We start from the raw sequence: 23,329 nt of genomic DNA, 5'->3' as shown, positions 1-23,329 counted from the left end.
CGATACTGGGATTGAACCAGTGACCCCTACCGTGTCAAGGTAGTGCTCTCCCGCTGAGCTAATCGCGCCTGATGTGGCGGTCCTGCAGCAGACCCCGAAGGGTCCGACGTGCGCGATACTGGGATTGAACCAGTGACCCCTACCGTGTCAAGGTAGTGCTCTCCCGCTGAGCTAATCGCGCCTGGGGCGGCGGTGTTGCAGCAGACCCCGGAGGGCCCGTTACTGTGCGCGATACTGGGATTGAACCAGTGACCCCTACCGTGTCAAGGTAGTGCTCTCCCGCTGAGCTAATCGCGCCTGATGTGGCGGTCCTGCAGCAGACCCCGGAGGATCCGACGTGCGCGATACTGGGATTGAACCAGTGACCCCTACCGTGTCAAGGTAGTGCTCTCCCGCTGAGCTAATCGCGCGGGGAGGCCCCCGGTCGAACCGGGGGACCTCTTGGAGGTGGAGACGGGATTTGAACCCGTGTACACGGCTTTGCAGGCCGTTGCCTCGCCTCTCGGCCACTCCACCAGGCAACGCATGAAGAACGATCTTACACTGTTCTCCATCGAGCGGACGACGAGATTCGAACTCGCGACCCTCACCTTGGCAAGGTGATGCTCTACCAACTGAGCCACGTCCGCCTGTCTTCCGGGGGGCTTCACCGCTTTTCTTCGGCTGCGCTCCCTGGCGACGTGTTGAACTCTAGCGGATTCCCGGGCCAGCTAAAAATCCGTTCCCGCAGCATGCCGAGGGGATGGCCGGTGAGCGCCGTCCCGTCAGCGCTCCCGGACGGCCACCGGCCGCCACCTGCGGCGCTCCCGGACGATCATCCGCAGGTCACCCGGCGCACACCCGCGTGACGCACGCAGCTGCTCGTGCGCGGGGCGCGAACCGGACCGGGCCCACGCCCCCCGACCTACACTTCAGGCACCGCCGCCCAGCACCACCGCGCAGGAGAACCGTGTCCGGCCACCCCGACCCCCGCACCCCGCTCGCCCGCTTCGGCGGCCGCCTGGCCACCGGACTGCGCGACGTCACCTCGGACCCGGCCGCCCTGGACTCCGCCGGCTACTGGGCCGTCGCCCACGACTTCGAGGGCCGGCTGACCTGCGCCCGCTTCGACCAGGTCCGCCCGGCCCCCGCCCCACCCTCCGGCGCGGGCTGGCGCGGACCGGAGGCCGGCAGCTGGCACAGCTCCCTCGACCGCACCGCCTACACCGCGGGCGTCCGCCGCATCCGCGAGCACATAGCCGCCGGCGAGGTCTATCAGGCCAACCTCTGCCGGGTGCTCTCCGCACCGCTGCCCGACCCGGACCTCAGCGACGTCGACGCGCTCACCGGCCTCCTCGCCCACGGCAACCCCGCCCCCTACGCCGGCACCGTCCGCCTGCCCGGGCACGGCGTCGAGATCGCCACCGCCTCACCCGAGCTCTACCTGCGCCGCACCGGCCGCACCGTCTCCTCCGGCCCGATCAAGGGCACCGGCCGCACCGAGGACGACCTCCTCGACAAGGACCACGCCGAGAACGTGATGATCGTCGACCTGGTCCGCAACGACCTCGGCCGGGTCTGCGCGACCGGCAGCGTCACCGTCCCCGACCTCTGCGCCGTCGAGAAGCACCCCGGCCTGGTCCACCTGGTCTCCACCGTCGAGGGCACCCTGCGCGACGGAGCCGGCTGGCCCGAGCTCCTCGCCGCCACCTTCCCGCCGGGTTCCGTCACCGGCGCCCCCAAGTCCAGCGCCCTGCGGATCATCGAGGCCCTGGAGACCGCCCCGCGCGGCCCGTACTGCGGCGCCGTCGGCTGGGTCGACGCCGACCGCGGCGAGGCCGAACTCGCCGTCGGCATCCGCACGTTCTGGATCGACCGGGCGGACCCCGGCGCGCCCGTCCTGCGCTTCGGCACCGGCGCCGGCATCACCTGGGGCTCCGACCCCGAGCGGGAATGGGCCGAAACCGAACTGAAGGCCGCCCGCCTCGTCGCGATAGCGTCGGGCGGCGAACCCGGTGGCGAATCCGGCACCGGATCCGACCCGACCGGGGCCTGCGCCCCCACCGCCTAGGAGCAGCACCCGATGCACAACCGCACCACGAGCTGGGTCAACGGCTCCCTCGTCGACTCCGCCGACGCGGCCGTCTCGGTCCTCGACCACGGCCTCACCACCGGCGACGGCGTCTTCGAGACCCTGAAGACGGTCGACGGCCGGGCCTTCGCGGTCACCCGCCACCTGGACCGGCTCACCCGCTCCGCCCGCGGCCTCGGCCTGGCCGACCCCGATCACGACCTGGTCCGCGAGGCCTGCGCCCAGGTCCTCGCCGCCAACCCCGCGCCGCTCGGCCGCCTGCGCGTCACCTACACCGGCGGCAACGGCCCGCTCAGCTCCGAGCGCGGCACCGCCGGCCCCACCCTGGTCGTCGCCCTCAGCGCGATCGGCCACCGCCCCGACGAGACCGCCGTCGCCGTCGTCCCCTGGCGCCGCAACGAGCACAGCGCCGTCGCCGGCCTCAAGACCACCTCGTACGCGGAGAACGTCGTCGCCCTGGCCGCCGCCCACCGCGCCGGCGCCTCGGAGGCCCTGCTCGCCAACACCGCCGGACGGCTCTGCGAGGGCACCGGATCCAACGTCTTCGTGGTCCTCGGCGGCCGCCTGCTCACCCCCGCCCTCGCCTCCGGCTGCCTGGCCGGCATCACCCGGCAGCTCGTCGTCGACTGGTGCGGCGCCGAGGAGGCCGACCTGCCGCTCAGCGTCCTCCAGGACGCCGAGGAGGTCTTCCTGACCTCCACCACCCGCGACGTCCAGGCCGTCACCCGCGTCGACGACCGCGAACTGCCCGGCATCGGCCCCGTCACCGCCAAGGCCATGGCCGTCTTCACCGAGCGCAGCGGCGACGACCTCGACCCGTGATTCCCCGTCCGGGAGAGCGTCCCGGAGGAACGCCGGGGAAGCGCACCGGCCGCGTGGATAACCCCCCGTGCAAGGGGAAGGGACCACCACATGACCACCACGCTGCGCCCCGAGGGCCCGGAGACACCCACCGCGGCCGGCGGCCGCACCAGACGCTGGCTGATCCTCGCGAACGGCCGGCCGGTCGGCGCGCTGCGCACCACCGCCGACCCGCAGGGCGATCAACTCTGGGGCCGGATATCCGAGTTGGAGATCACCGAGGGGCGCGGCCGGGGTCGGGGAACGTTCGGCGGGCTGGCCGCCGAGGAGGTGCTGCGCACCTGGGGCTGCACCCGGGTCGACGTCGGCGTCCCGGAGCCGGCCGCGGCGGCCCGGGGGCTCGCCGTGACGCTCGGGTACACCGAGCGGGCCCTGGCCATGTCCAAGCGGCTGACAGTCGCCCCGGACCTGCCCGCGGGGCTGAGCGTGCGCCCGTTCGACCGGAGGGCCGAGATCCGGGACTGGTTCGACCGGTCCGTGCAGGACTACGTCCGCATGATGGTGGCTTCCGGCCTCACCGAGGAACAGGCCCGCGCCCGCTCGGGCGGCGGGCCGCAGAACCCGGCGGCCCCGGACCCGGAGGCCCCGGGCATGGTCCTGCGCCGTCTGTACGGCGCCGACGGCGGGGAGGAGCCGTACGGCCTGCTCTGGCTGCAGCCGCGGCTGCGCGACCTGCCGGACGGCGAACCGCTCGCCTGGGTGATGAAGGTCGAGGTGTCCCCGGCCCACCAGGGCCAGGGACACGGACGCACGCTGATGCTGCTCGCCGAACGCGAGTGCCTGGCCGCCGGAGTGCGGAACCTCGGCCTCAACGTCTTCTCCGGCAACGAGGTCGCCATCCGGCTCTACACCTCGCTCGGCTACCGGGTCACCGAGCGCCTCTACGGCAAGCAGCTGTGACCCGGCGTGTCGTCAGGAAGCCTTCGCCGCCTCGATGACGGCCACGATCCGCTCGCGCAGCCCGTCCTGGCTCTTGCCGCCGTCGAGGCGCTGCCCGCCGATCACGTACGTCGGCGTGCCGGTGACCCCGATCGCCTTGCCCTCGGCCTGGTCGGCGTCGACGGTCAGCATGTGCCGGCCGTCGATCAGCGCGGTGTCCACCTCGTCGACGTCCGCCCCGACCTCCCGGGCCACGTCCAGCAGCACGTGCTGCCCGCGCGCGTCCAGCTCCGCGGTACGGGCCAGCAGCGCCTCCACGAACGGCCAGCCCAGCCCCTGCGCGAACGCCTCCTCGGCCGCTTCCGCGGCGGCGTAGGCGTGCTTGTGCTTCTCCAGCGGGAAGTGCCGCACCTCCACGGGCAGCGCGTCGCCGTACTGCGCGCGCAGCGCCCGTACGTCGTCCAGCGCGGTGTGGCAGTCCGGGCACTGGAGGTCGCACCAGAACTCGAGGCGGGGGAGGGAACCATCGATCATTCCCCCAGTGTTCCACTAGTGGGCGCCCGCTCCGGCCGGAGGTGCGCCCGAGGGCGGACCGAGAGGAAGGCACCGATGACCAGGACGACCGGACACGAAGGAGCGGCACCGTGCTGAGCGCGGCGATCAGCTTCGTCCTCACCGCGGGCGGGGTGGCCTTCGCCGGGCTGCGGGCCTACCGGCGGCGCTTCCTGTCGGCGACCCGCTGGTTCGCGGTGGCCCTGCTGCCCGCCGGGCTCTACCTGACCGGCCTGTTCCCGCTGGCGAGCACGATCGGCCGGGAGTTCGCCGACTGGGCGACCAAGCTGGTCCTCGACCCGCGGGTGTGGACCGGCATCGCGCTGCTCGGCGTCTCGGCGGTGCTGCTGGTCACCACCCGCTGGGTGGGCCGCCGGGGCGCCGGGGCGGTGGAGAGCGCCCAGGAGCGCCCGGAGCGCCCGGCCGCGGCCGGGCCGGCGCCCGAGCGTCCGGCGGTGGCGCCGACGCCCAGGGCCCCGAAGAAGCCGGCCGCGGGCAAGCGGGAGGACGGCCTCGGCGACTTCGCCGACATCGAGGAGATCCTCCGCAAGCGCGGGATCTGAACGGGAGGACCGGCCGGTCAGGCGGAGGGGACGGCCTCCGCCGACCGCTGCCGCGCCCGGTAGGCGGCGACGTGCAGCCGGTTGCCGCAGGTGCGGCTGTCGCAGTAGCGCCGTGAGCGGTTCCGGGAGAGGTCCACGAAGACCCGCGCGCAGTCCGGCGCCTCGCAGCGGCGCAGCCGCTCCCGCTCGCCCGCCATGAGGATGAGGGCCAGCGCCATGCCCAGCTCGGCCGCCAGGTGGTCGCCGAGGGCGGCGTGCGGCGCGAAGTAGTGGATGTGCCAGTCGTGGTCGTCGTGGTTGGTCAGCCGGGGCGTCGTCCCGGCGGCCGCGACGATGGAGTTGACCAGCTCCGCGGCCTGCGCGGTGGACTCCGTCGCGAACACCTCGCGCAGCCGGGTGCGCAGCTCGTGCACCCGCCGCAGGTCGTCCTCGGTCAGCGAGTCGATCTCGCTGATCTCCCGGCGGACCACGAAGGCGTCCAGCGCGGCGACGTCCGGCAGCCGCTCGGCGCCGCACACCTCGGGTGCGGTGTTGAGCAGCTCCACGAGGAGGCTCAGCGCGCACTCGGTGTCATGGGTGATCAGCACGTTGGGGGCTCCTCGCGCAGGGGACTCCGATACCCCGCGTCCACGGTTACCCCAGACCATACCGGGCCTCGTGCCGGTAGGGCGGCGCCTTCTTTCGAAGATGTGTGCGCAGTCCGACAAGGCGTCCGAAACCGGGCGCCGCCGAGGCCGGCCGGCCCCCGAACCGGCCCCCGAGGGCGTGCCGCCACCCGCCGGAAGACGTCGGCGCCCGGCACCGAGGCCGGCCACCCGTGAGGGTGGCCGGCCTCGGTGCCGGGCGCCTGCGGTGCTGTGGACCCGCTCCGGTGGGAGCGGAGCCGCTCACCGGCCCCGAGACCGCGACGTGCGCGGCTGAGTCCGCTGCCGTGCCCCCGAGTAGGACGGCTGCGATGAGGCAGGGGGTAGGGCCCCGCCGACGGCGGGGCGTGACCGCCTCCGGATGGGGTCAGCTTTCGGCGAGGATGTGGGACAGCTCCCGGTCGAGGTCGAAGTGACGGTGTTCGGTGCCGGGGGGCACCGCGGCGTCCGTCCGCTTGAGGAACGACTCAAGCGCTCGGGCCGGGGCCTCCAGCAGGGCTTCTCCTTCCGGAGAGCTCAGTGCGATGCAGACCACCCCTTGCCCGTGGCTGCGCGACGGCCACACCCGGACGTCGCCGGTACCAGTGGGTCGGTGCAGCCCCTCCGCGAGGAGATCTCGGGCGAACACCCACTCCACGGTCTCGTCGGCGCCTGTGTGGAACGTGGCGTGCACGGCATAGGGGTCGGCGGTGTCGTAGCGCAGGCCCGCGGGGACGGGCAGTGATGACTCGCTGGACACGATGAGGCGCAGGTGCAGCTCGCAGCTGACCGTGGTGTTCATAAGCGCCATGGCCTTTCGCTCAGTGTGCGCTCGGGGAATCGCACGTCGGCGAACGGACCATCCCACCCCCAAGACCGATGTAAACCCCTCTGTCCCGATTCGGGCGCGAGTCGTACCCCTTACGGCGCATTGCGGAATCGCCCCGCAGCGGCCGGGCCGGGCATTACCCGGCGCTTCTTGGTTAGTTTCCTGGCATGACTGTGCGAAACGACAAGACGGCCGGGAACACGGGAACGGGTGAAGCGGCTGTGGCGGTTGACGCGGCCGTCGACGGCGGACGGGCGGTCGGATCGCGGGCCCCGGCCTTCGTCCGCCGCTCGCCCGCGCTGCACCGGGTCTGGCAGGTGGCGATCTTCCTGGCGGGCCTCGCCGTGGTGGTGCTCGGGCTGATCATGCTGCCGCTGCCCGGCCCCGGCTGGCTGGTGATCTTCCTGGGCATGGGGATCTGGGCGACCGAGTTCGTCTGGGCCCAGCTGGCCCTGCGCTGGACCCGCCGCAAGGTCGCCGAGGCCGCCCAGCGGGCCATGGACCCGCGGGTGCGCCGCCGCAACCTGACGCTCACCGCGATCGGGCTGGCCGCCCTCGTCGGGGTGGGCGGCTGGTACTTCGCCCGCTACGGCCTGGCCGCCCCCTGGCAGCTGGACGGGAGCTGACCCGCCCGGACGCGGGGCCGCGGGCGGGGAGCGTGTTCGGAGCACCCTCCGGGATGCGGTAATGTTTTCTCTGCACCCGGGCGATTAGCTCAGCGGGAGAGCACTTCGTTCACACCGAAGGGGTCACTGGTTCGATCCCAGTATCGCCCACCGGAATGCATTGTGATACGTGAGGCCCAGCCGATTATCGGCTGGGCCTCACGTGTATTTCCGGAATCCGCCTGAAGGGCCGCCGGTAATCGGCTGAGGGACAGTCACCTTCCCTGCGGGGCGCGAGTTCTGCGGAGGCGTCGGCGGTACCCGGAACGGGCGAGTTGTACGACCGGCCCCGAATGGTGCTAGAGTTCTTCTCGTTGCCCGGGCGATTAGCTCAGCGGGAGAGCACTTCGTTCACACCGAAGGGGTCACTGGTTCGATCCCAGTATCGCCCACCGGACAGCACGCAGGCCCTGACCAGGAAACCGGTCAGGGCCTGCGGCGCGTTTCGGGCCCGGAACGCCGGGCCGCGCCTTACGCCGCCGCCTCGCAACGGTGCTCCGGCTCCAGCCGGCGCCCGCATCCGCACCGGGCCGGCCGCAGCGGCCAGGACAGGTCCACCCGCTCCGGCGTCCCCGAGCGGTCGAACCAGTTCTGCAGCCCGCGTGCCTGCGCCGCGTGCCAGACCGCCTGCCGCAGATGCAGCTCCGCCGCCGACAGCCCGCCGAGCGCCGCCGGGTAGCGGGAGCCGATCCGCCGGGTCAGCGCCAGTGCCGCCGCCGCGTCCGCCGCCGCGTCGTGCGCCCCGGCCAGGACGACGCCGTAGTGGGCGCACAGGTCGGTCAGCGTCCGGCGGCCCTTGCGGTAGCGGTCCACGTGCTTGTCCAGCACCCGGGGATCCAGCACCACCAGCCCGGACGCCGCCAGCCCCGCGGCCAGCGTCAGCCCGTGATGGCGGCGCAGCTCCCGGTCCAGCAGCGTCAGGTCGTAGGGCGCGTTCATCACCACCACCGGACGCCCGGCCCGCGCCTCGGCCGCCAGCGCCCGGGTGACCTCCGCCACCACCGTGCGGGCCGGGCGGCCGTGGGCGCGCACCTGCTCGTCGGTGATGCCGTGCACCGCGCGGGCGCCGTCCGGGATCGGGACCCCCGGATCGGCGAGCCAGGTCGTGGTCCGGGCCGGCTCGCCCGGCGCGAGCTGGACGACCAGGGCGGCGGAGACGATCCGGTCGTTCTCCACGTCCACACCGGTCGTCTCGGTGTCGAAGGAGGCGAGCGGGCCGGTGTACCAGTGCTGCTGCATGACTGCCCCTCAGACGAGCGTTGCGCCCGGTTGATACCCGGTTCTGACGCCCCTTCAACCCGTTTGGCCCAAGCCCGGCCGGGGATCCTGCCCATGACTGTCCCGTTCGAATCGACCGGCCCGTCCGGAGCGGGACGGGCCCGGAACCGGGGGAGGGCACGGGGCGATGGCACTGACCCAGCCGCAGCCCGAGGAGGCGGCGGCGGCCGTACTGCGCGGGAACCTCGCGGTCACCGCCTGCATGGAGACCCTGCAGGTCGGCTACCTGCACGCGGTCGCCGCCGCGGCCGGCTGCTCGCTCTCCCAGCCGTTCCCGGACAACGGCATCGACTGGCACGTCAGCCACGGCTCCCGGGCGCACGAGGTGGACGACGAGGTCACCGTCAAGATCCAGCTCAAGGCCACCCAGCAGGTCGCGCCCGACCCGGCCGGGCCGTTCTTCAGCTTCACCCTGGACAACGACCACCTGCGCAAGCTCGCCCGGCCCCGGGTCGCCGTGCCGCGGATCCTGGTCGTGCTGCTGCTGCCGCGCCGGGTCGACCAGTGGCTGCGGGCCCGCCCGGACGCCCTGGAACTGCGGCACTGCTGCTACTGGGTCAACCTGGCCGGCCACCCGGTCACCGGGCAGCGGCGCACCAACGTCCGGGTGCCCACCGCCAAGGTCTTCGACGACCGCGCGCTCTGCGACATCATGGCCCGGGTCGGCGCGGGCGGCAGCCCGTGACGGCCCGGGCCCGGCAGGGAGGAACCGGACCCATGACACCGCCGCACGCACCGGGCGAACCGGCCCGGCCCCTGCCCGACCCGGCCACCGTCGACCCGACGGTCCTGGCCACCCTGCTCGCCCGGCACGGCTGGGTCCGCCGCGGCGGACCGGCCGCCCGGTACGGACGCTGGACCCCGCCCGACGACGAGCCCGGCACCAGCCTGCTCGTCCCGGCCGGGGACGGCTTCGACGACGCCGTCGAACTCCTCGCCGACGCCGTGACCGCGCTCTCCCGCTCCCGCACCCCCTCCGCCCGCTCGATCCTGCTCGCCCTCACCGTCCCCGGCGACGAACTGCGCTGGCACCGCGAACCGTCCGGCCCCGCCGGGGCCACCCCCTGGGACGAGGCCGAGCGGCTCCGGCGGGCCGCCCGCGGGATGCTCGCCGCCGGCGCCAAGGCGGCCCGCACCAGGGCCGGCTACTTCGGCGCCCGGCTGGACGCCCTCGCCGGGGACTTCCTGGACCGCGTCCTGCTGGTCGAACAGGGCGCCGTGCTCACCGCCCACACCCCCGCCCCCGAGGGCCGCGCCGCCGTCACCACCCTGGTCCGCGCCCTGGAGGCACTGCGCGACGCCGTCGACTACCGCCGGGTCAGCGGCGGGCCCGAGGCCTTCGGGAACGCCGTCCGGGCCGGGGTCAGCCGGGAGCTCGTCCGGTCCGTCGAGGAGCTGGTGCGCGACGCGACGGCCGCCCGGCTCAGCGTCGCCTGGTCGCCCGCCGCCGGGACCCCGGGCGGCTTCGGGGACCGCCGGATCGACCTCGACTTCTCGCCCGGCGACCTGCCAGCCCTGGCGGAGGCCGCCGAGCTGCTGGAACGGATCGAGCCCGCAGTCGACGTCACCGTGGTCGGCGTGGTCACCCGGCTCAAGCGCGCCGACCCGGCCGGTCCCGGCTCGGTACGACTGCGGGTGCTCACCGGCGCCGAGGTCCGCGAGCTCAAGCTCCGCCTGCCCGACCCCGACTACCGGCTCGCCGCCGAGGCCCACCTCGCGGGCCTGCCGGTCCGGGTCTCCGGCCGGCTGGAGCGGCACGGCGGCTTCCGCCGGCTGACCCGCCCGCACGGACTGGAACTCCGCGGCTGGGAGGAAGGGGACCGCGAGCGGCTGCTGAAGGCGCTCGGGGAGAAGGCGGAGCGGGAGGGGGAAGGGGCGTAGGTGGACGGCGGGGGCGGCGCTCTCGGTACCATCGTCACGCGCAGCGCAGTGTTGCGTCCTCTGAAATCCAGCACGTCAGGAGAGACCGGTGACGGACGTCCGGGTAATCATCAGCCGCGAACCCGATCGGGAAGAGCGCGTGGTGACGACGGGCACCACGGCCGCCGAGCTCTTCGCCGACGACCGCTCGATCATCGCCGCCCGCGTCGGCGGCCAGCTCAAGGACCTCGCCTACGCCGTCCAGGACGGTGACGAGGTCGAGCCGGTCGAGATCGGCAGCAAGGACGGCCTCGACATCCTGCGCCACTCCACCGCGCACGTCATGGCCCAGGCCGTGCAGCAGCTCTACCCCGAGGCCAAGCTGGGCATCGGCCCGCCGGTCAAGGACGGTTTCTACTACGACTTCGACGTCGAGAAGCCCTTCCACCCCGATGACCTCAAGGCCATCGAGAAGAAGATGCAGGAGATCATCAAGCGCGGGCAGAAGTTCTCCCGCCGCGTGGTCACCGACGAGTCCGCCCGCGAGGAGCTGGCCGCCGAGCCGTACAAGCTCGAACTGATCGGCCTCAAGGGTTCCGCCGCCACCGCGGGCGAGGGCGCCGACGTCGAGGTCGGCGCCGGCGAGCTCACCATCTACGACAACCTGGACGCCAAGACCGGCGAGCAGTGCTGGGGCGACCTCTGCCGCGGCCCGCACCTGCCCAGCACCCGGAACATCCCGGCGTTCAAGCTGATGCGCAACGCGGCCGCCTACTGGCGCGGCAGCGAGAAGAACCCCATGCTGCAGCGCATCTACGGCACCGCCTGGCCGACCAAGGACGAGCTCAAGGCCCACCTCGACTTCCTCGTCGAGGCCGAGAAGCGCGACCACCGCAAGCTCGGCAACGAGCTCGACCTCTTCTCCATCCCGGAGGAGATCGGCTCCGGCCTCGCCGTCTTCCACCCCAAGGGCGGCATCATCCGCCGGGCGATGGAGGACTACTCGCGCAAGCGGCACGAGGAGGAGGGCTACGAGTTCGTCTACACCCCGCACGCCACCAAGGGGAAGCTCTTCGAGAAGAGCGGCCACCTCGACTGGTACGCGGACGGCATGTACCCGCCCATGCAGCTCGACGAGGGCGTGGACTACTACCTCAAGCCGATGAACTGCCCGATGCACAACCTGATCTTCGACGCGCGCGGCCGCTCGTACCGTGAACTGCCTCTGCGCCTCTTCGAGTTCGGGACGGTGTACCGCTACGAGAAGTCCGGCGTCGTGCACGGCCTCACCCGTGCCCGCGGCTTCACGCAGGACGACGCGCACATCTACTGCACCCGCGAGCAGATGGCGGAGGAGCTCGACTCCACGCTGACCTTCGTGCTCAACCTGCTCCGCGACTACGGTCTGACCGACTTCTACCTGGAGCTGTCGACCAAGGACCCGGTCAAGTACGTCGGCAGCGACGAGACCTGGGAGGAGGCCACCCGCGTCCTGGCGAGCGTGGCCGAGAAGCAGGGCCTGCCGCTGGTCCCGGACCCGGGCGGCGCGGCCTTCTACGGCCCGAAGATCTCGGTGCAGGCGAAGGACGCCATCGGCCGCACCTGGCAGATGAGCACCATCCAGCTGGACTTCAACCTGCCCGAGCGCTTCGACCTGGAGTACACCGCGGCGGACGGCTCGCGCCAGCGGCCGGTCATGATCCACCGGGCGCTGTTCGGCAGCATCGAGCGCTTCTTCGCGGTGCTGCTGGAGCACTACGCCGGCGCCATGCCGCCGTGGCTGGCCCCGGTCACCGTCACCGGCATCCCGATCACCGACGAGCACGTGCCGTACCTGCTGGAGGTCGCGGCCGAGCTGAAGAAGCACGGGATCCGGGTCGAGGTCGACACCTCGGACGACCGCATGCAGAAGAAGATCAGGAACGCACAGAAGACCAAGGTGCCGTTCATGCTGATCGCCGGCAACGACGACGTCGAGGCGGGTGCGGTGTCGTTCCGCTACCGCAACGGCGAGCAGAAGAACGGCGTTCCGCTGGCCGACGCGGTTCAGGAGATCGTGGACGCGGTGAAGAGCCGCATCCAGGTGTGAGTTCGGCCCCGCCCGAGCGGGGACGGCGCGGGGCAGGCTCTCGATGAGTCTGCCCCGCGCGGCTTTGCAAGCACCGTCGGGCGAATATGCTGATCAGCATGACGACTGAGCCGGAACTTCAGCGGGGCGTCGGTGAGCCGGACGGCTTCCGCCGCTTGTGGACGCCTCATCGGATGGCGTACATCCAGGGTGAGAACAAGCCCACCGGCCCGGCTCCGGACGACGGTTGTCCGTTCTGCTCGATCCCGTCCCTGAGCGACGAGGACGGGCTGATCATCGCCCGGGGGAGTGCCGTGTTCGCGGTGCTGAACCTGTACCCGTACAACGGCGGGCACCTGATGGTGGTCCCGTACCGGCACGTCGCCGACTACACCGACCTGGACGGGGCCGAGACGGCCGAGCTGGCGGACTTCACCAAGAAGGCGATGACGGCGCTGCGGGCGGCCTCCGGGGCGCACGGGTTCAATATCGGGATGAACCAGGGCGCGGCGGCCGGGGCCGGGATCGCGGCGCACCTGCACCAGCACGTGGTGCCGCGCTGGGGCGGGGACACCAACTTCATGCCGGTGGTCGGCCACACCAAGGTGCTGCCGCAGCTGCTGGCGGACACCCGGAAGATGCTGGCCGAGGCCTGGCCGCAGGGCTGATCCGAGGAACAACGCGGGAGGGCCCCACCGAGATCCTCGGTGGGGCCCTCCCGCGTGCGCTGCGCCGGATCAGCCGGCGTTGAAGGTGTCGACGTCGTAGGGGCGGGGGCTCTGCGCCTCGGACTTGATGATCGAGGTGCGGTTCTTGAAGAAGCGGTCGGCGTCCAGGTCGTGCTCCTCCAGGAACTCCAGCGTGGCGGCGTGGACCGCCGCGAGCACCGGGACGGCGGCGTTCTGGGCGTTGTCGACCATGGAGCGGTTCTCCCAGGCGCGGCCGGCCCAGATGTGCCGCAGCCCGAAGGGCTCGGGCAGGCCGAGTCCGCCGCCGAGCCAGCCGAGCAGGCCGGGCATCCGGTAGAAGGGGGCGCGGACGGCCTGGCGGACGACCTCGTCGTTGTCGATCAGGGGGAGCTTGACGGTGCGCTCCTCCCAGAACCGCACGGTCTTGGCGACCGACTTCTCCTTGTCCTTGGGCTTGTCGAAGAAGACGCCCTTGACCGGGCCGAGCGCGTAGCCGGACACGGTGATGTTCAGGACGTTGGCGAGCAGGGTGACGGTGACGGTGAAGGTGAGGACCAGCTTGCCGTCGTGGGTGATGAACTGGGTGGCGAGGTAGTGCCGGGGGCCGCCGGAGAAGGTCTGCTTGTCGGCGACGCTCTGCACGGCGAAGTCGCGCATCCGGTCGCCGTCCATGTCGGCGTTGCCGGGGCGGCTGATCTCGTCGGCGCCCTCGCCGATGTCGAAGACCACCCACTGCTTGATGGCGACGTTGGGCATGCCGCTGTTGGCGACGTGGCTGACGCCGAGGCCCTTGAGGTGGGAGGAGATCCGGCGGATCAGGTCCCAGGGGTGGAAGGCGCGGAAGTCGGCGTGGCCCTCCGCGGGGTGGAGGGTGTCGGCGAGGCGCCATTCGCCCCAGCGGCGGCCGGCACCGAGGATGCCCTTGGGGCCGGCGTAGTGGTGGATGTTGGTCTCCTGCTCGGCGTCCAGGCGGCCGAGCTTGTCGCGCAGGTCGGCGGCCTTCTTGTCGAGGTCGTCCCGGGGGACGGCCTTGGCGACGGAGGCGGCCACCACGCTGCCCTCGACCAGTGCCTGCCAGCGGGAGCGCAGGTCCTTGGCGGAGCGCTCGACGATCCGGCGGGCGAGGTACCAGCCGACGACCGGGGCGAGCATGGTCACGCGCAGGTAGACGCCGATGAAGCCGCCGGCCGGCGGGCGCAGCGCGAGCAGGACGGCGAGGGCGGCGGCCGCGGCGAGCACGATGCCGCCGTAGACGGCCGCGTTCTTCGGGTTGTCCCGCTTGAGCCAGGCGCGGAGCTGGAAGGCGCCGAGCCAGATCAGGGTGCCGGGGAGGAAGAGCACGCCGGTGGCGATGGAGACGGTGCTGAGTTGCCGGTCGCGGGTGTTGCGCAGTTCCTCGGCGGCCAGGCAGTGTTCGACGACCTGGCGGGTGTCGACTCCGAAGGCCGGGACGATGGGCTTGCGGCCGCCGCCCAGGGCACGGGAGATCAGCGCCTTGCTGAAGGCCTCGCCGAGGTTGGGGCGGAAGAGCGCGAAGCGGCCCTTCTTCTCGGTGGCGTCGGTGACGGCGCCGACGAAGCCCTTGATCTCGCCGTCGCGGTACGCGGTCGAGGAGAGTCCCTGGGTGATGGCGGTCTGCGGGCCGGCGTCGGTCCGGGGTATCTGCGCACCCGGGGTCATGTCGAGTGTGGTCACGGTGGCGTCCCCTCCTCCCCTTGTCAGCGGCAGGTTACCGTGCCGTGGCACCCCCGCGCGGATGATCGTCTGAAGTACCGTCACCGGAGGCCTGAGGGGCATGATGCCCAGCTTCGGGCGGGTCGATACCCGTCGCGAGGAGGATGGGGGAGGTGGGGCAGGATGGACGGTGGGAGCGAGGAAAGGGGAGCGGCCGTGAAGGATCCGGTGCTGGTCTACGACGGGGACTGTTCGTTCTGTTCGTCCTGTGTGCGCTGGTCGGAGCGGTACCTGCGGCAGACGCTGGCCTCGGGGGGCTGGGAGGCGGTGCCGTTCCAGTTCGCGGACCTGGCGGGCCTGGACGGGTGCGCGGGCGGCCGGGGTGAGGTGTCGGCGGAGCGGGCGGAGCGCGAGGTGCTCTGGGTGACGCCGAGCGGCCGGGTGTACGGGGGCGCGCAGGCGGTTGCGCGGCTTCTGATGCGCTCCGGCGGGGTGTGGGCGTACCTGGGTGCTGTGTTGACGGCGGCGCCGGTGCGGCCGCTCGCGGGGCTGGCCTACCGCTGGGTGGCGCGCAACCGGCACCGGATGCCGGGCGGGACGGCGGCGTGCGAACTGCCGGCCCGGAAGCCCGTCCGGCCGTGAGGCCGCCCGGCCGTGGGGCCGCTCAGTCGGTGTAGCGCTGGGCGAGCGCGGGGGGCATGGGTTCGTGGCGCAGGTAGGCGCGGGAGAACTCGGCGGTGCCGTGGGTGAGCGAGCGCAGGTCGATCGGGTAGCGGACGAGTTCGAGCTCGGGGACCTCGGCGCGCAGCAGGGTGAGGCCGGTGCCGCCGGTCTCGCTGCCGAGGACGCGGCCGCGGCGGGCGGAGAGGTCGCCGAGGACGGCGCCGAGGTAGTCGTCGGGGAGCAGGACGCTGACGGCGGCGACGGGTTCGAGCAGGCGGATGACGGCGTGCTCGGCGGCGTCGCGCAGGGCGAGGGCGGCGGCGTTCTGGAAGGACGCGTCGGAGGAGTCGACGGAGTGCGCCTTGCCGTCGGTGAGGGTGACCCGGACGTCGACGAGCGGGTACCCGGTGGTGACGCCCTTGGCGAGCTGGGCGCGGACGCCCTTCTCGACGGAGGGGATGAAGTGCTTGGGGACGGAGCCGCCGACGACGTGCTCCTGGAACTCGAAGCCGGAGCCGGCGGGGAGCGGTTCGACCTCCAGGTCGCAGATGGCGTACTGGCCGTGGCCGCCGGACTGCTTGACCAGGCGGCCGTGGCCGGCGGCGGCGGTGCCGAAGGTCTCGCGCAGGGCGACCTTGGGTTCGACGGTGTCGACGTGGACGCCGTGGCGGGTGCGGAGGCGGTCGAGGACGACGTCGGCGTGGGCCTCGCCGGTGCACCAGAGGACGAGCTGGTGGGTGTCGGGGTTCTGTTCCAGGCGTAGCGCCGGGTCCTCGGCGGTGAGGCGGGCGAGGGCCTGGGAGAGCTTGTCGTCGTCGGCCTTGCTGTGGGCCTCGACGGCGATCGGGAGGAGCGGTTCGGGGAGGGTCCAGCCTTCGAGGGCGACGGGGTGGCCGGGGTCGTGGACGGTGTCGCCGGCGCGCGCGGTGGTGAGTTTGGCGGCGCAGACGAGGTCGCCGGCGACGGCGTGCGGGACGGGGCGCTGGGCCTTGCCGAAGGGGCTGGTGAGGGCGGTGACGCGTTCGTCGCCGTTCTGGTCGGCGGTGTGGGCGGGGCCGACGAGGCGGATCCTGGTGTCGGGGCGCAGGGTGCCGGCGTACAGGCGCAGCAGGCTGATCCGTCCGACGTAGGCGTCGCCGGTGACGCGGACGACCTGGGCGGCGAGCGGGGCGTCGGGGTCGCACTCGGGGGCGGGGCGGGTGCGCTCGGTGGGGTCGGGGAAGGTGTGCGCGACGAGGTCGAGGAGTTCGGCGGCGCCGAGGCCGTTCTCGCTGGTGGGGACGGCGGGGTGGAGGGCGCAGGAGAGGACCTCGCGGCGCAGGCCGGCTTCGAGGGAGTCGGTGTCGAGGGTGTCGCCGGAGAGGTAGCGCTCCATGAGGGTGTCGTCCTGGCCGGAGATGGCTTCGACGAGGCTGTCGTGGGCGGGGGCGGTGTCGGGCAGGGGGTCGGCGTCGCCGTAGGTGTCGCCGGTGAGGAGGTCGACGCTGCCGTCGGGGTGTCCGTCGTGGTGGACGGGCAGGAAGAGCGGGCGCAGGGTGTCCGGGCCGAGTCCGAAGGCGTCGTGGCAGGCGGTGAGGATGTCGTCGAAGCCGGTGTGGGCGAGGTCGAGTTTGGCGACGGCGATGGCGCGGGGGATGCCCTCGGCGGCGCATTCGCGCCACAGGGCGCGGGTGGGGGCGGTGACCGGGTCGGTGGCGGAGACGACGAAGACGGCGGCGTCGGCGGCGTGCAGGGCGGCGCGCAGGTCGGCGGCGAAGTCGGGGTGGCCGGGCGGGTCGATCAGGTTGATCTTGACGCCCTTCCATTCGAGCGGGAGGAGCGAGAGCTGGACGGAGCGCTGCTGCTGGTGCTCGATGTCCTCGTGGTCGGAGACGGTGGTGCCGTCGGTGACGCGGCCGGCCCGGCCGGTGGCGCCGGCGGCGAGGGCGAGGGATTCGGCGAGGGTGGTCTTGCCCACACCGCTGGGGCCGATGAGGACGACGTTGCGCAGGTCCTTCGGGCCGGTGACGGCGGGTGCCTGGCCGGCTCGTGCCGTGCTGCGGTCGGGCATCGGGGTCTCCTCCCGTGGCGCCGAGGCTTGTCCATCGCAGTCTAGGGTCGGGTGTCGAAGTGGCGCGTGTCGTACGGCCGATCGGTGATCGTGCGTGTGCACGGCGTGGCGGGGGCGGCGTCCGGCGGTGCGTGCGCCGGAGCGTGTCCTCGGCCTGGCTACGATGGGTGGGCCGGACGGGCTGATCCGCCCGGCCGTCTGCCGCGCGTTCTGCGCCAGGCGGGTATCTGGGAGATCGGAGCGGCTGGGAAGGCCATGCTCAACAAATACGCGCGTGCCTTCTTCACACGTGTCCTGACCCCGTTCGCCGCGTTCCTGATCCGGCTGGGCGTGAGCCCGGACGCCGTGACGCTGATCGGTACCGCCGGCTCGGTGGCCGGTGCGCTGGTGTTCTTCCCGCGCGGGGAGTTCTTCTGGGGCACCATCACGATCACGCTGTTCATCTTCTCGGACCTGGTGGACGGGAACATGGCCCGCCAGCTGGGCCGGAGCACGAAGTGGGGGGCGTTCCTCGACTCCACCCTGGACCGGGTCGCCGATGCGGCGATCTTCGGCGGTCTGGCGATGTGGTACGCGGGCAAGGGTGACAACAACCTGCTCTGTGCGGTGGCGATCTTCTGCCTGGCGAGCGGTCTGGTGGTGTCGTACACGAAGGCGCGGGCGGAGAGCCAGGGCCTGCCGTGCGACGTGTCGGGGCTGGTGGAGCGGGCCGAGCGGCTGGTGGCCAGCCTGGTGGCGGCCGGGGTCGCGGGTCTGCACAAATTCGGTGTGCCGTACGTGGAGTGGCTGCTGCCGGTGGCGCTGTGGCTGGTGGCGGCGGGCAGCCTGGTGACGGTGTTCCAGCGGATGCTGACCGTGCGCCGGGAGGCGTTCGAGGCCGACCGAGCGGCGGCCGGGAGCTGATGGGGGGCGTCCTGCGGTGACGGACCGACTGGTGTACTGGGCGTACGCGCTGGGGTGGGGGCTGCTGAAGCACCTGCCGGAGCGGGTGGCCCGCGGGCTGTTCGACCGGCTGGCGGACTACGCGTGGCGCAAGCGCGGCAAGCGGGTGCTCCAGCTGGAGGCGAATCTGCGCCGGGTCCGTCCGGGCCTGGACGAGGCCGCGGTGCGGGAGCTGTCCCGGGCCGGGATGCGCTCGTACCTGCGGTACTGGATGGAGTCGTTCCGGCTGCCGGTGTGGAGCCGGGAGCGGGTGGCCCGGGACGTCCAGGTGGAGGGCTTCGAGCACCTGCGGGAGTCGTTGGAGGCGGGGCGGGGCGCGGTGATAGCGCTGCCGCACATGGGCAACTGGGACCTCGCGGGGGCCTGGGTGGCGCAGCAGGGCTACCCGTTCACCACGGTCGCGGAGCGGTTGAAGCCGGAGCGGCTGTTCGACCGCTTCGTGGCGTTCCGGGAGGGCCTGGGCATGGAGGTCCTGGCGCTGACCGGCGGTTCGGTGAACGTGATCGGCACGCTGGCGCGGCGGTTGCGCGAGGGCCGGCTGGTCTGCCTGGTGGGGGACCGGGACCTGTCGGAGGCGGGCATCGGGGTGTCGTTCTTCGGTGAGCCGACCCGGATGCCGGCCGGTCCGGCGGCGCTGTGCCAGCGCACCGGGGCGGCGCTGCTGCCGGTGACCCTCTGGTACGACGGCCCGGTGCTGCGGGCGCGGATCCATCCCGAGGTGCCGGTGCCCGAGGAGGGCGACCGCAAGGAGCGCACCCGGGCGATGACCCAGGCGATGGCGCAGGTGTGGGAGCGGAGCATCCGCGAGCACCCGCAGGACTGGCACATGCTGCAGAAGTTCTGGCTGGCCGACCTGCCGGTCCGTGAGACGGTGAAGGCGGCGCCCGCGGAGCGCGCGGAGGCGGTCCCGGAGCCCGCGGCCGAGGCCTCCGGGTCCTGAGCCGTTCCGTCCTGCCCGCCCGCACCACTGTCCGAAGGAGCTTGAGGAACCCGTGAAGATCGGCATCGTCTGCCCGTACGACTGGGACGTCCCCGGCGGGGTGCAGTTCCACATCCGGGACCTGGCCGAGCACCTGATCGGTCTGGGGCACGAGGTGTCGGTGCTGGCGCCGGCCGAGGACGACGAGGCGCTGCCGCCGTACGTGGTCCCGGCCGGGCGGTCGGTGGCGGTGCCGTACAACGGGTCGGTGGCGCGGCTGAGTTTCGGGATCCTGTCGGCGGCCCGGGTGCGGCGCTGGCTGCACGACGGGCGCTTCGACATCCTGCACGTGCACGAGCCGGCCGCGCCGAGCCTGTCGATGCTGGCCGCCTGGTCGGCGACCGGGCCGATGGTGGGGACCTTCCACACCTCCAATCCGCGTTCGCGGGTGATGATCGCGGCCTCGCCGATCCTCCAGCCGGGGCTGGAGAAGATGCGGGCCCGGATCGCGGTGTCGGAGTACGCCCGGCGCACCCTGGTGGAGCACCTGGGCGGGGACGCGGTGGTGATCCCGAACGGCGTGGACGTGGGGTTCTTCGCGGCGGCCGAGCCGGACGAGCGGTGGACCGGCGGCGCGGCGAAGGGGGAGCCGGGCACGATCGGCTTCATCGGCCGGATCAACGAGCCGCGCAAGGGCCTGCCGACGCTGCTGGCGGCGCTGCCGCGGATCCTGGCGGAGCGGCCGGGGGTGCGGCTGCTGGTGGCGGGCAAGGGCGACGAGGAGGAGGCCGTCGCGGGCCTGGCGCCCGAGGTGCGCCGGCAGGTGGAGTTCCTCGGCATGGTGAGCGACCGGGACAAGGCCCGGCTGCTGCGCAGCGTGGACCTGTACGTGGCGCCGAACACCGGGGGCGAGAGCTTCGGGATCATCCTGGTCGAGGCGATGTCGGCGGGCGCGCCGGTGCTGGCGAGCGATCTGGACGCGTTCAAGCAGGTGCTGGACGGCGGGGACGCGGGCGAGCTGTTCCCGGTGGAGGACGCGGACGCGCTGGCCCGTACGGCGCTGCGGCTGCTGGGTGATCCGGCGCGGCTGGAGGAGCTGCGGGAGGCGGCCTCGCGGCATGTGCGGCGGTTCGACTGGTCGACGGTGGGCGCGGACATCCTGGCGGTGTACGAGACGGTGACGGCCGGCGAGGCGGCGGTGGTCGAGGAGGACGTGCGCGGCGGGCGGCGCCGGTTCGGGCTGGCCCGGGACTGATCCGCCGCGGCGGTCCGGGCCGGTCCGGGACCGGTCCCGCGCGGCGGGCCGGGGCGCCGGTGGCGTTAGGGTCGGGCGTCCGTACCACTGCGATCCACGGGGGCAACGATGCCGCAGATCTCCGTCGACTACTCGGCCGGCCTGGCCGGAACCTTCGACCGCCGGGGCCTCGGCCTGGCGATCAACCGGCTGGCGGAGGCGACGATCGACGCGAAGCCGGAGTCCTGCAAGACGGTGTTCCGGCAGAGCGAGGTGCTGGTGGTCGGTACCAGCGGGGCGGCCGCCGACGCCCAGGTGTTCGTGGAGTTCCAGATCTTCCCGGGCCGTTCGCCGGAGGCGAAGGCGGCGCTGAGCGAGGGCGTGCTGGCGCTGCTGGCGCAGTACGTCCGGCCGCGGCCGGGTACCCGGCTGTTCACGGCGGTGAACATCGCGGACATCGACCGGGAGAGCTACCGGAACGCGACCGCCCAGGGCTGAACCGGTGACACCCGGTAACGTAGCGGCCCGTGACTACCTGGATCTGGGCCGGCGTGGCCGTGGTGCTGTTCGGCATGTACCTGAGTTGGACGGCCGGTCGTCTGGACCGGCTGCACGCCCGGATCGACGCCGCGCGCGCGGCGCTGGACGCGCAGCTGGTCCGCCGGGCCTCGGTGGCGTTGGAGCTGGCGACGTCCTCGTTGCTGGATCCGGCGGCCTCGCTGCTGCTGCTGGACGCGGCGCACGCGGCCCGGCAGGCCGACGACGAGCAGCGCGAGGTGGCGGAGAGCCAGCTGAGCCTGGCGCTGCGGGCGGTGTTCGAGGAGCCGGAGCAGATGGCGGCGCTGGCGGCCGAGCCGGGTGGCGAGGACGCGGTTCGTGATCTGACGGCCGCGGTGCGGCGGGTGCCGATGGCCCGGCGGTTCCACAACGACGCGGTGCGGGCGGCCCGGGCGGTGCGCGAGCACCGGCTGGTGCGGTACTTCCGGCTGGCGGGGAAGGCGCCCTTCCCGCTGGCGTTCGAAATGGACGATGCCCCGCCGCCCGCTCTCACGCCCGAAGGGGCACCTGCTTAAGGTGTCCCCCGGATACGGCCCGTTTGTCGTGTCCCGTCGTCCTGGCTGGACTTGGTGGCGCATGGTTGGGTCACCCGTTCTGCCTACCATAGGGCGATAGCACTGATTCATCTTCGAGTGAGGTCTCACGTGTCCACCACCCCCACCACCGCAGACCAGCCGCAGATCGGCACCGCCCGGGTCAAGCGCGGCATGGCCGAGCAGCTCAAGGGCGGTGTGATCATGGACGTGGTCAACGCCGAGCAGGCCAAGATCGCCGAGGACGCCGGCGCGGTCGCCGTCATGGCCCTGGAGCGGGTCCCCGCGGACATCCGCAAGGACGGCGGCGTGGCCCGCATGTCCGACCCGAACATGATCGAGGAGATCATCGCCGCGGTCTCCATCCCGGTGATGGCCAAGTCCCGCATCGGCCACTTCGTCGAGGCCCAGGTGCTCCAGTCGCTGGGCGTCGACTACATCGACGAGTCCGAGGTGCTGACCCCGGCCGACGAGGTCAACCACTCGGACAAGTTCGCCTTCACCACCCCCTTCGTCTGCGGTGCCACCAACCTGGGCGAGGCCCTGCGCCGCATCGCCGAGGGCGCGGCCATGATCCGCTCGAAGGGCGAGGCCGGCACCGGCAACGTCGTCGAGGCCGTCCGCCACCTGCGCCAGATCAAGAACGAGATCGGCCAGCTGCGCGCCCTGGACAACAACGAGCTGTACGCCGCCGCCAAGGAGCTGCGCGCCCCGTACGAGCTGGTCAAGGAGGTCGCCGAGCTCGGCAAGCTGCCGGTCGTGCTGTTCTCCGCCGGTGGCGTCGCCACCCCGGCCGACGCCGCGCTGATGCGCCAGCTGGGCGCCGAGGGCGTCTTCGTCGGCTCCGGCATCTTCAAGTCGGGCGACCCGGCCAAGCGTGCCGCCGCCATCGTGAAGGCCACCACCTTCTTCGACGACCCGAAGGTCATCGCGGACGCGTCCCGCAACCTGGGCGAGGCCATGGTCGGCATCAACTGCGACACCCTGCCGGAGACCGAGCGCTACGCCAAGCGCGGCTGGTAGTCGCCCGGTAGTCCTGGGCCGGCCCGCCGCAGCGCCTCGGCGCGCGGCGGGCCGCGCCACGTAGTCCGTCGTAACGATCGATAGAGGTTGAAGACCGTGAGCACTCCTGTCATCGGCGTCCTCGCCCTCCAGGGCGACGTCCGCGAGCACCTGGTGGCGCTGGCCGAGGCCGACGCGCTCGCCCGTCCGGTGCGCCGCGCCGAGGAGCTGGCCGAGGTCGACGCGCTGGTGATCCCCGGCGGGGAGTCCACCACCATGTCCAAGCTGGCGCTGCTGTTCGGCGTGATGGACCCGCTGCGCGAGCGGGTCGCCGCCGGGATGCCGGTCTACGGCACCTGCGCGGGCATGATCATGCTGGCGGACAAGATCCTGGACGGCCGCGAGGACCAGGAGACCGTCGGCGGCATCGACATGACGGTGCGCCGCAACGCCTTCGGGCGCCAGAACGAGTCCTTCGAGTCCGGGATCGACTTCACGGGCCTGGCCGACGCGCCGGTGCACGGCGTCTTCATCCGCGCCCCCTGGGTCGAGTCGGTCGGCGCGGGCGTCGAGGTGCTGGCCGAGCTGCCCGCCGCGGACGGCCCGGAGAGCCGGATCGTGGCAGTGCGCCAGGGCAACCTGCTCGCCACCTCCTTCCACCCGGAGCTGACCGGCGACCACCGGGTGCACGCGTACTTCGTGCGGATGGTCGAGGAGCACCTCGCCGGGGACGCGCGCTGACGGCGTCGACCACGCGCTGACCGTGTGCGCTTCACCGGTGACGACACCGGTAAGATCTCATCTGTTCATTTCCCT

Annotated in this window: 23 protein-coding genes and 7 tRNA genes; 19 read left to right on the top strand and 11 right to left on the bottom strand. The window is 72.6% G+C overall.

Annotated elements, in window-relative coordinates; genetic code table 11:
* Nucleotides 1–109 precede the first annotated feature (109 nt).
* From ACGFSC_RS08490 to ACGFSC_RS08470, 5 genes are all read right to left on the bottom strand, one after another.
* A tRNA-Val gene (locus ACGFSC_RS08490) sits at nucleotides 110–181 on the bottom strand.
* A gap of 44 nt (nucleotides 182–225) precedes the next feature.
* A tRNA-Val gene (locus tag ACGFSC_RS08485) sits at nucleotides 226–297 on the bottom strand.
* A gap of 41 nt (nucleotides 298–338) precedes the next feature.
* A tRNA-Val gene (locus ACGFSC_RS08480) sits at nucleotides 339–410 on the bottom strand.
* Nucleotides 411–442: 32 nt separating this feature from the next.
* A tRNA-Cys gene (locus ACGFSC_RS08475) sits at nucleotides 443–516 on the bottom strand.
* A gap of 40 nt (nucleotides 517–556) precedes the next feature.
* Nucleotides 557–629, bottom strand: a tRNA-Gly gene (locus ACGFSC_RS08470).
* 320 nt (nucleotides 630–949) lie between these two features.
* On the opposite strand from ACGFSC_RS08470, the gene ACGFSC_RS08465 reads away from it, so the two are divergent.
* The 3 genes from ACGFSC_RS08465 (at nucleotide 950) to ACGFSC_RS08455 (ending at nucleotide 3,832) form a co-directional block, all read left to right on the top strand.
* A complete protein-coding gene (locus ACGFSC_RS08465; protein ID WP_359915395.1) occupies nucleotides 950–2,050 on the top strand; it encodes a chorismate-binding protein in 1,101 nt (366 codons plus the stop codon).
* Between the two features lie 12 nt (nucleotides 2,051–2,062).
* Entirely contained in the window at nucleotides 2,063–2,893 is an 831-nt protein-coding gene (locus ACGFSC_RS08460) for an aminodeoxychorismate lyase (protein WP_359915393.1), read from the top strand.
* Between the two features lie 90 nt (nucleotides 2,894–2,983).
* On the top strand, nucleotides 2,984–3,832 hold the full coding sequence (locus tag ACGFSC_RS08455) for a GNAT family N-acetyltransferase (protein WP_359915391.1): 849 nt from the start codon (nucleotides 2,984–2,986) through the stop codon (nucleotides 3,830–3,832).
* Nucleotides 3,833–3,844: 12 nt separating this feature from the next.
* Here the strand turns inward: ACGFSC_RS08455 and ACGFSC_RS08450 are convergent, their stop codons facing one another.
* Entirely contained in the window at nucleotides 3,845–4,345 is a 501-nt protein-coding gene (locus ACGFSC_RS08450; RefSeq protein WP_359915389.1) for a DsbA family protein, read from the bottom strand.
* Between the two features lie 110 nt (nucleotides 4,346–4,455).
* On the opposite strand from ACGFSC_RS08450, the gene ACGFSC_RS08445 reads away from it, so the two are divergent.
* The gene (locus ACGFSC_RS08445; protein WP_359915387.1) at nucleotides 4,456–4,926 is read left to right on the top strand and encodes a hypothetical protein; all 471 of its coding nucleotides are present in this window, start codon (nucleotides 4,456–4,458) and stop codon (nucleotides 4,924–4,926) included.
* A 17-nt stretch (nucleotides 4,927–4,943) separates the two neighbouring features.
* Here the strand turns inward: ACGFSC_RS08445 and ACGFSC_RS08440 are convergent, their stop codons facing one another.
* Both ACGFSC_RS08440 and ACGFSC_RS08435 read right to left on the bottom strand, forming a co-directional pair.
* Complete coding sequence (locus ACGFSC_RS08440) at nucleotides 4,944–5,513, bottom strand: CGNR zinc finger domain-containing protein (RefSeq protein WP_359915386.1); 570 nt, start codon at nucleotides 5,511–5,513, stop codon at nucleotides 4,944–4,946.
* Nucleotides 5,514–5,937: 424 nt separating this feature from the next.
* Nucleotides 5,938–6,351 carry an SsgA family sporulation/cell division regulator gene (locus ACGFSC_RS08435; RefSeq protein WP_030056266.1) on the bottom strand — a complete coding sequence of 138 codons (414 nt, stop codon included), beginning with the start codon at nucleotides 6,349–6,351 and terminating at the stop codon, nucleotides 5,938–5,940.
* Between the two features lie 194 nt (nucleotides 6,352–6,545).
* Between ACGFSC_RS08435 and ACGFSC_RS08430 the strand changes: the two genes are divergently transcribed.
* The 3 genes from ACGFSC_RS08430 to ACGFSC_RS08420 all read left to right on the top strand — a co-directional run bounded on the left by ACGFSC_RS08430 (nucleotide 6,546) and on the right by ACGFSC_RS08420 (nucleotide 7,435).
* Entirely contained in the window at nucleotides 6,546–7,004 is a 459-nt protein-coding gene (locus ACGFSC_RS08430) for a TIGR02611 family protein (RefSeq protein ID WP_359914480.1), read from the top strand.
* Nucleotides 7,005–7,082: 78 nt separating this feature from the next.
* Nucleotides 7,083–7,154 (top strand) — tRNA-Val (locus tag ACGFSC_RS08425).
* Between the two features lie 209 nt (nucleotides 7,155–7,363).
* Nucleotides 7,364–7,435, top strand: a tRNA-Val gene (locus ACGFSC_RS08420).
* Between the two features lie 79 nt (nucleotides 7,436–7,514).
* On the opposite strand, the gene ACGFSC_RS08415 is transcribed toward ACGFSC_RS08420, so the two are convergent.
* The gene (locus ACGFSC_RS08415) at nucleotides 7,515–8,282 is read right to left on the bottom strand and encodes an exonuclease domain-containing protein (RefSeq protein WP_359914483.1); all 768 of its coding nucleotides are present in this window, start codon (nucleotides 8,280–8,282) and stop codon (nucleotides 7,515–7,517) included.
* A gap of 166 nt (nucleotides 8,283–8,448) precedes the next feature.
* On the opposite strand from ACGFSC_RS08415, the gene ACGFSC_RS08410 reads away from it, so the two are divergent.
* The 4 genes from ACGFSC_RS08410 (at nucleotide 8,449) to ACGFSC_RS08395 (ending at nucleotide 12,917) form a co-directional block, all read left to right on the top strand.
* Nucleotides 8,449–9,006: a DUF4365 domain-containing protein gene (locus ACGFSC_RS08410; protein WP_359914486.1), complete on the top strand. Its 558-nt coding sequence runs from the start codon at nucleotides 8,449–8,451 to the stop codon at nucleotides 9,004–9,006.
* 32 nt (nucleotides 9,007–9,038) lie between these two features.
* Nucleotides 9,039–10,202: a hypothetical protein gene (locus tag ACGFSC_RS08405; RefSeq protein WP_359914489.1), complete on the top strand. Its 1,164-nt coding sequence runs from the start codon at nucleotides 9,039–9,041 to the stop codon at nucleotides 10,200–10,202.
* Nucleotides 10,203–10,290: 88 nt separating this feature from the next.
* Nucleotides 10,291–12,270 carry a threonine--tRNA ligase gene (gene thrS / locus ACGFSC_RS08400; protein WP_359914491.1) on the top strand — a complete coding sequence of 660 codons (1,980 nt, stop codon included), beginning with the start codon at nucleotides 10,291–10,293 and terminating at the stop codon, nucleotides 12,268–12,270.
* Nucleotides 12,271–12,356: 86 nt separating this feature from the next.
* Nucleotides 12,357–12,917, top strand: coding sequence for an HIT domain-containing protein (locus tag ACGFSC_RS08395; protein ID WP_359914493.1), 561 nt, complete (start codon nucleotides 12,357–12,359; stop codon nucleotides 12,915–12,917).
* Between the two features lie 69 nt (nucleotides 12,918–12,986).
* Here the strand turns inward: ACGFSC_RS08395 and ACGFSC_RS08390 are convergent, their stop codons facing one another.
* Nucleotides 12,987–14,633, bottom strand: coding sequence for a hypothetical protein (locus ACGFSC_RS08390; protein WP_359914496.1), 1,647 nt, complete (start codon nucleotides 14,631–14,633; stop codon nucleotides 12,987–12,989).
* A 195-nt stretch (nucleotides 14,634–14,828) separates the two neighbouring features.
* Between ACGFSC_RS08390 and ACGFSC_RS08385 the strand changes: the two genes are divergently transcribed.
* Nucleotides 14,829–15,254, top strand: coding sequence for a DUF393 domain-containing protein (locus ACGFSC_RS08385; protein ID WP_359914499.1), 426 nt, complete (start codon nucleotides 14,829–14,831; stop codon nucleotides 15,252–15,254).
* Between the two features lie 22 nt (nucleotides 15,255–15,276).
* Here ACGFSC_RS08385 and ACGFSC_RS08380 read toward each other — a convergent pair whose 3' ends face one another.
* Complete coding sequence (locus ACGFSC_RS08380) at nucleotides 15,277–17,325, bottom strand: elongation factor G-like protein EF-G2 (protein WP_359914502.1); 2,049 nt, start codon at nucleotides 17,323–17,325, stop codon at nucleotides 15,277–15,279.
* Between the two features lie 255 nt (nucleotides 17,326–17,580).
* Between ACGFSC_RS08380 and pgsA the strand changes: the two genes are divergently transcribed.
* The 7 genes from pgsA (at nucleotide 17,581) to pdxT (ending at nucleotide 23,254) form a co-directional block, all read left to right on the top strand.
* Complete coding sequence (pgsA, locus tag ACGFSC_RS08375) at nucleotides 17,581–18,228, top strand: phosphatidylinositol phosphate synthase (protein WP_224278759.1); 648 nt, start codon at nucleotides 17,581–17,583, stop codon at nucleotides 18,226–18,228.
* Nucleotides 18,229–18,244: 16 nt separating this feature from the next.
* Nucleotides 18,245–19,207 (top strand): phosphatidylinositol mannoside acyltransferase, encoded by a 963-nt coding sequence (locus tag ACGFSC_RS08370; protein WP_359914505.1) that lies wholly within the window; start codon nucleotides 18,245–18,247, stop codon nucleotides 19,205–19,207.
* 52 nt (nucleotides 19,208–19,259) lie between these two features.
* Nucleotides 19,260–20,441 (top strand): glycosyltransferase family 4 protein, encoded by a 1,182-nt coding sequence (locus tag ACGFSC_RS08365; protein ID WP_359914508.1) that lies wholly within the window; start codon nucleotides 19,260–19,262, stop codon nucleotides 20,439–20,441.
* A 108-nt stretch (nucleotides 20,442–20,549) separates the two neighbouring features.
* Nucleotides 20,550–20,918, top strand: a complete 369-nt coding sequence (locus ACGFSC_RS08360; protein ID WP_359914511.1) for an isomerase — start codon at nucleotides 20,550–20,552, stop codon at nucleotides 20,916–20,918.
* A gap of 29 nt (nucleotides 20,919–20,947) precedes the next feature.
* Nucleotides 20,948–21,493, top strand: a complete 546-nt coding sequence (locus ACGFSC_RS08355; RefSeq protein WP_359914514.1) for a hypothetical protein — start codon at nucleotides 20,948–20,950, stop codon at nucleotides 21,491–21,493.
* A 129-nt stretch (nucleotides 21,494–21,622) separates the two neighbouring features.
* Nucleotides 21,623–22,534, top strand: a complete 912-nt coding sequence (gene pdxS, locus ACGFSC_RS08350) for a pyridoxal 5'-phosphate synthase lyase subunit PdxS (protein WP_359914516.1) — start codon at nucleotides 21,623–21,625, stop codon at nucleotides 22,532–22,534.
* 96 nt (nucleotides 22,535–22,630) lie between these two features.
* On the top strand, nucleotides 22,631–23,254 hold the full coding sequence (pdxT, locus tag ACGFSC_RS08345) for a pyridoxal 5'-phosphate synthase glutaminase subunit PdxT (RefSeq protein ID WP_359897475.1): 624 nt from the start codon (nucleotides 22,631–22,633) through the stop codon (nucleotides 23,252–23,254).
* Nucleotides 23,255–23,329 lie beyond the last annotated feature (75 nt).

The organism is Kitasatospora sp. NPDC048715 (genome assembly GCF_043198905.1).
Classification (GTDB): Bacteria; Actinomycetota; Actinomycetes; order Streptomycetales; family Streptomycetaceae; genus Kitasatospora; species Kitasatospora lactacystinica.
This window is presented reverse-complemented; position numbering and strand designations above follow the sequence as displayed.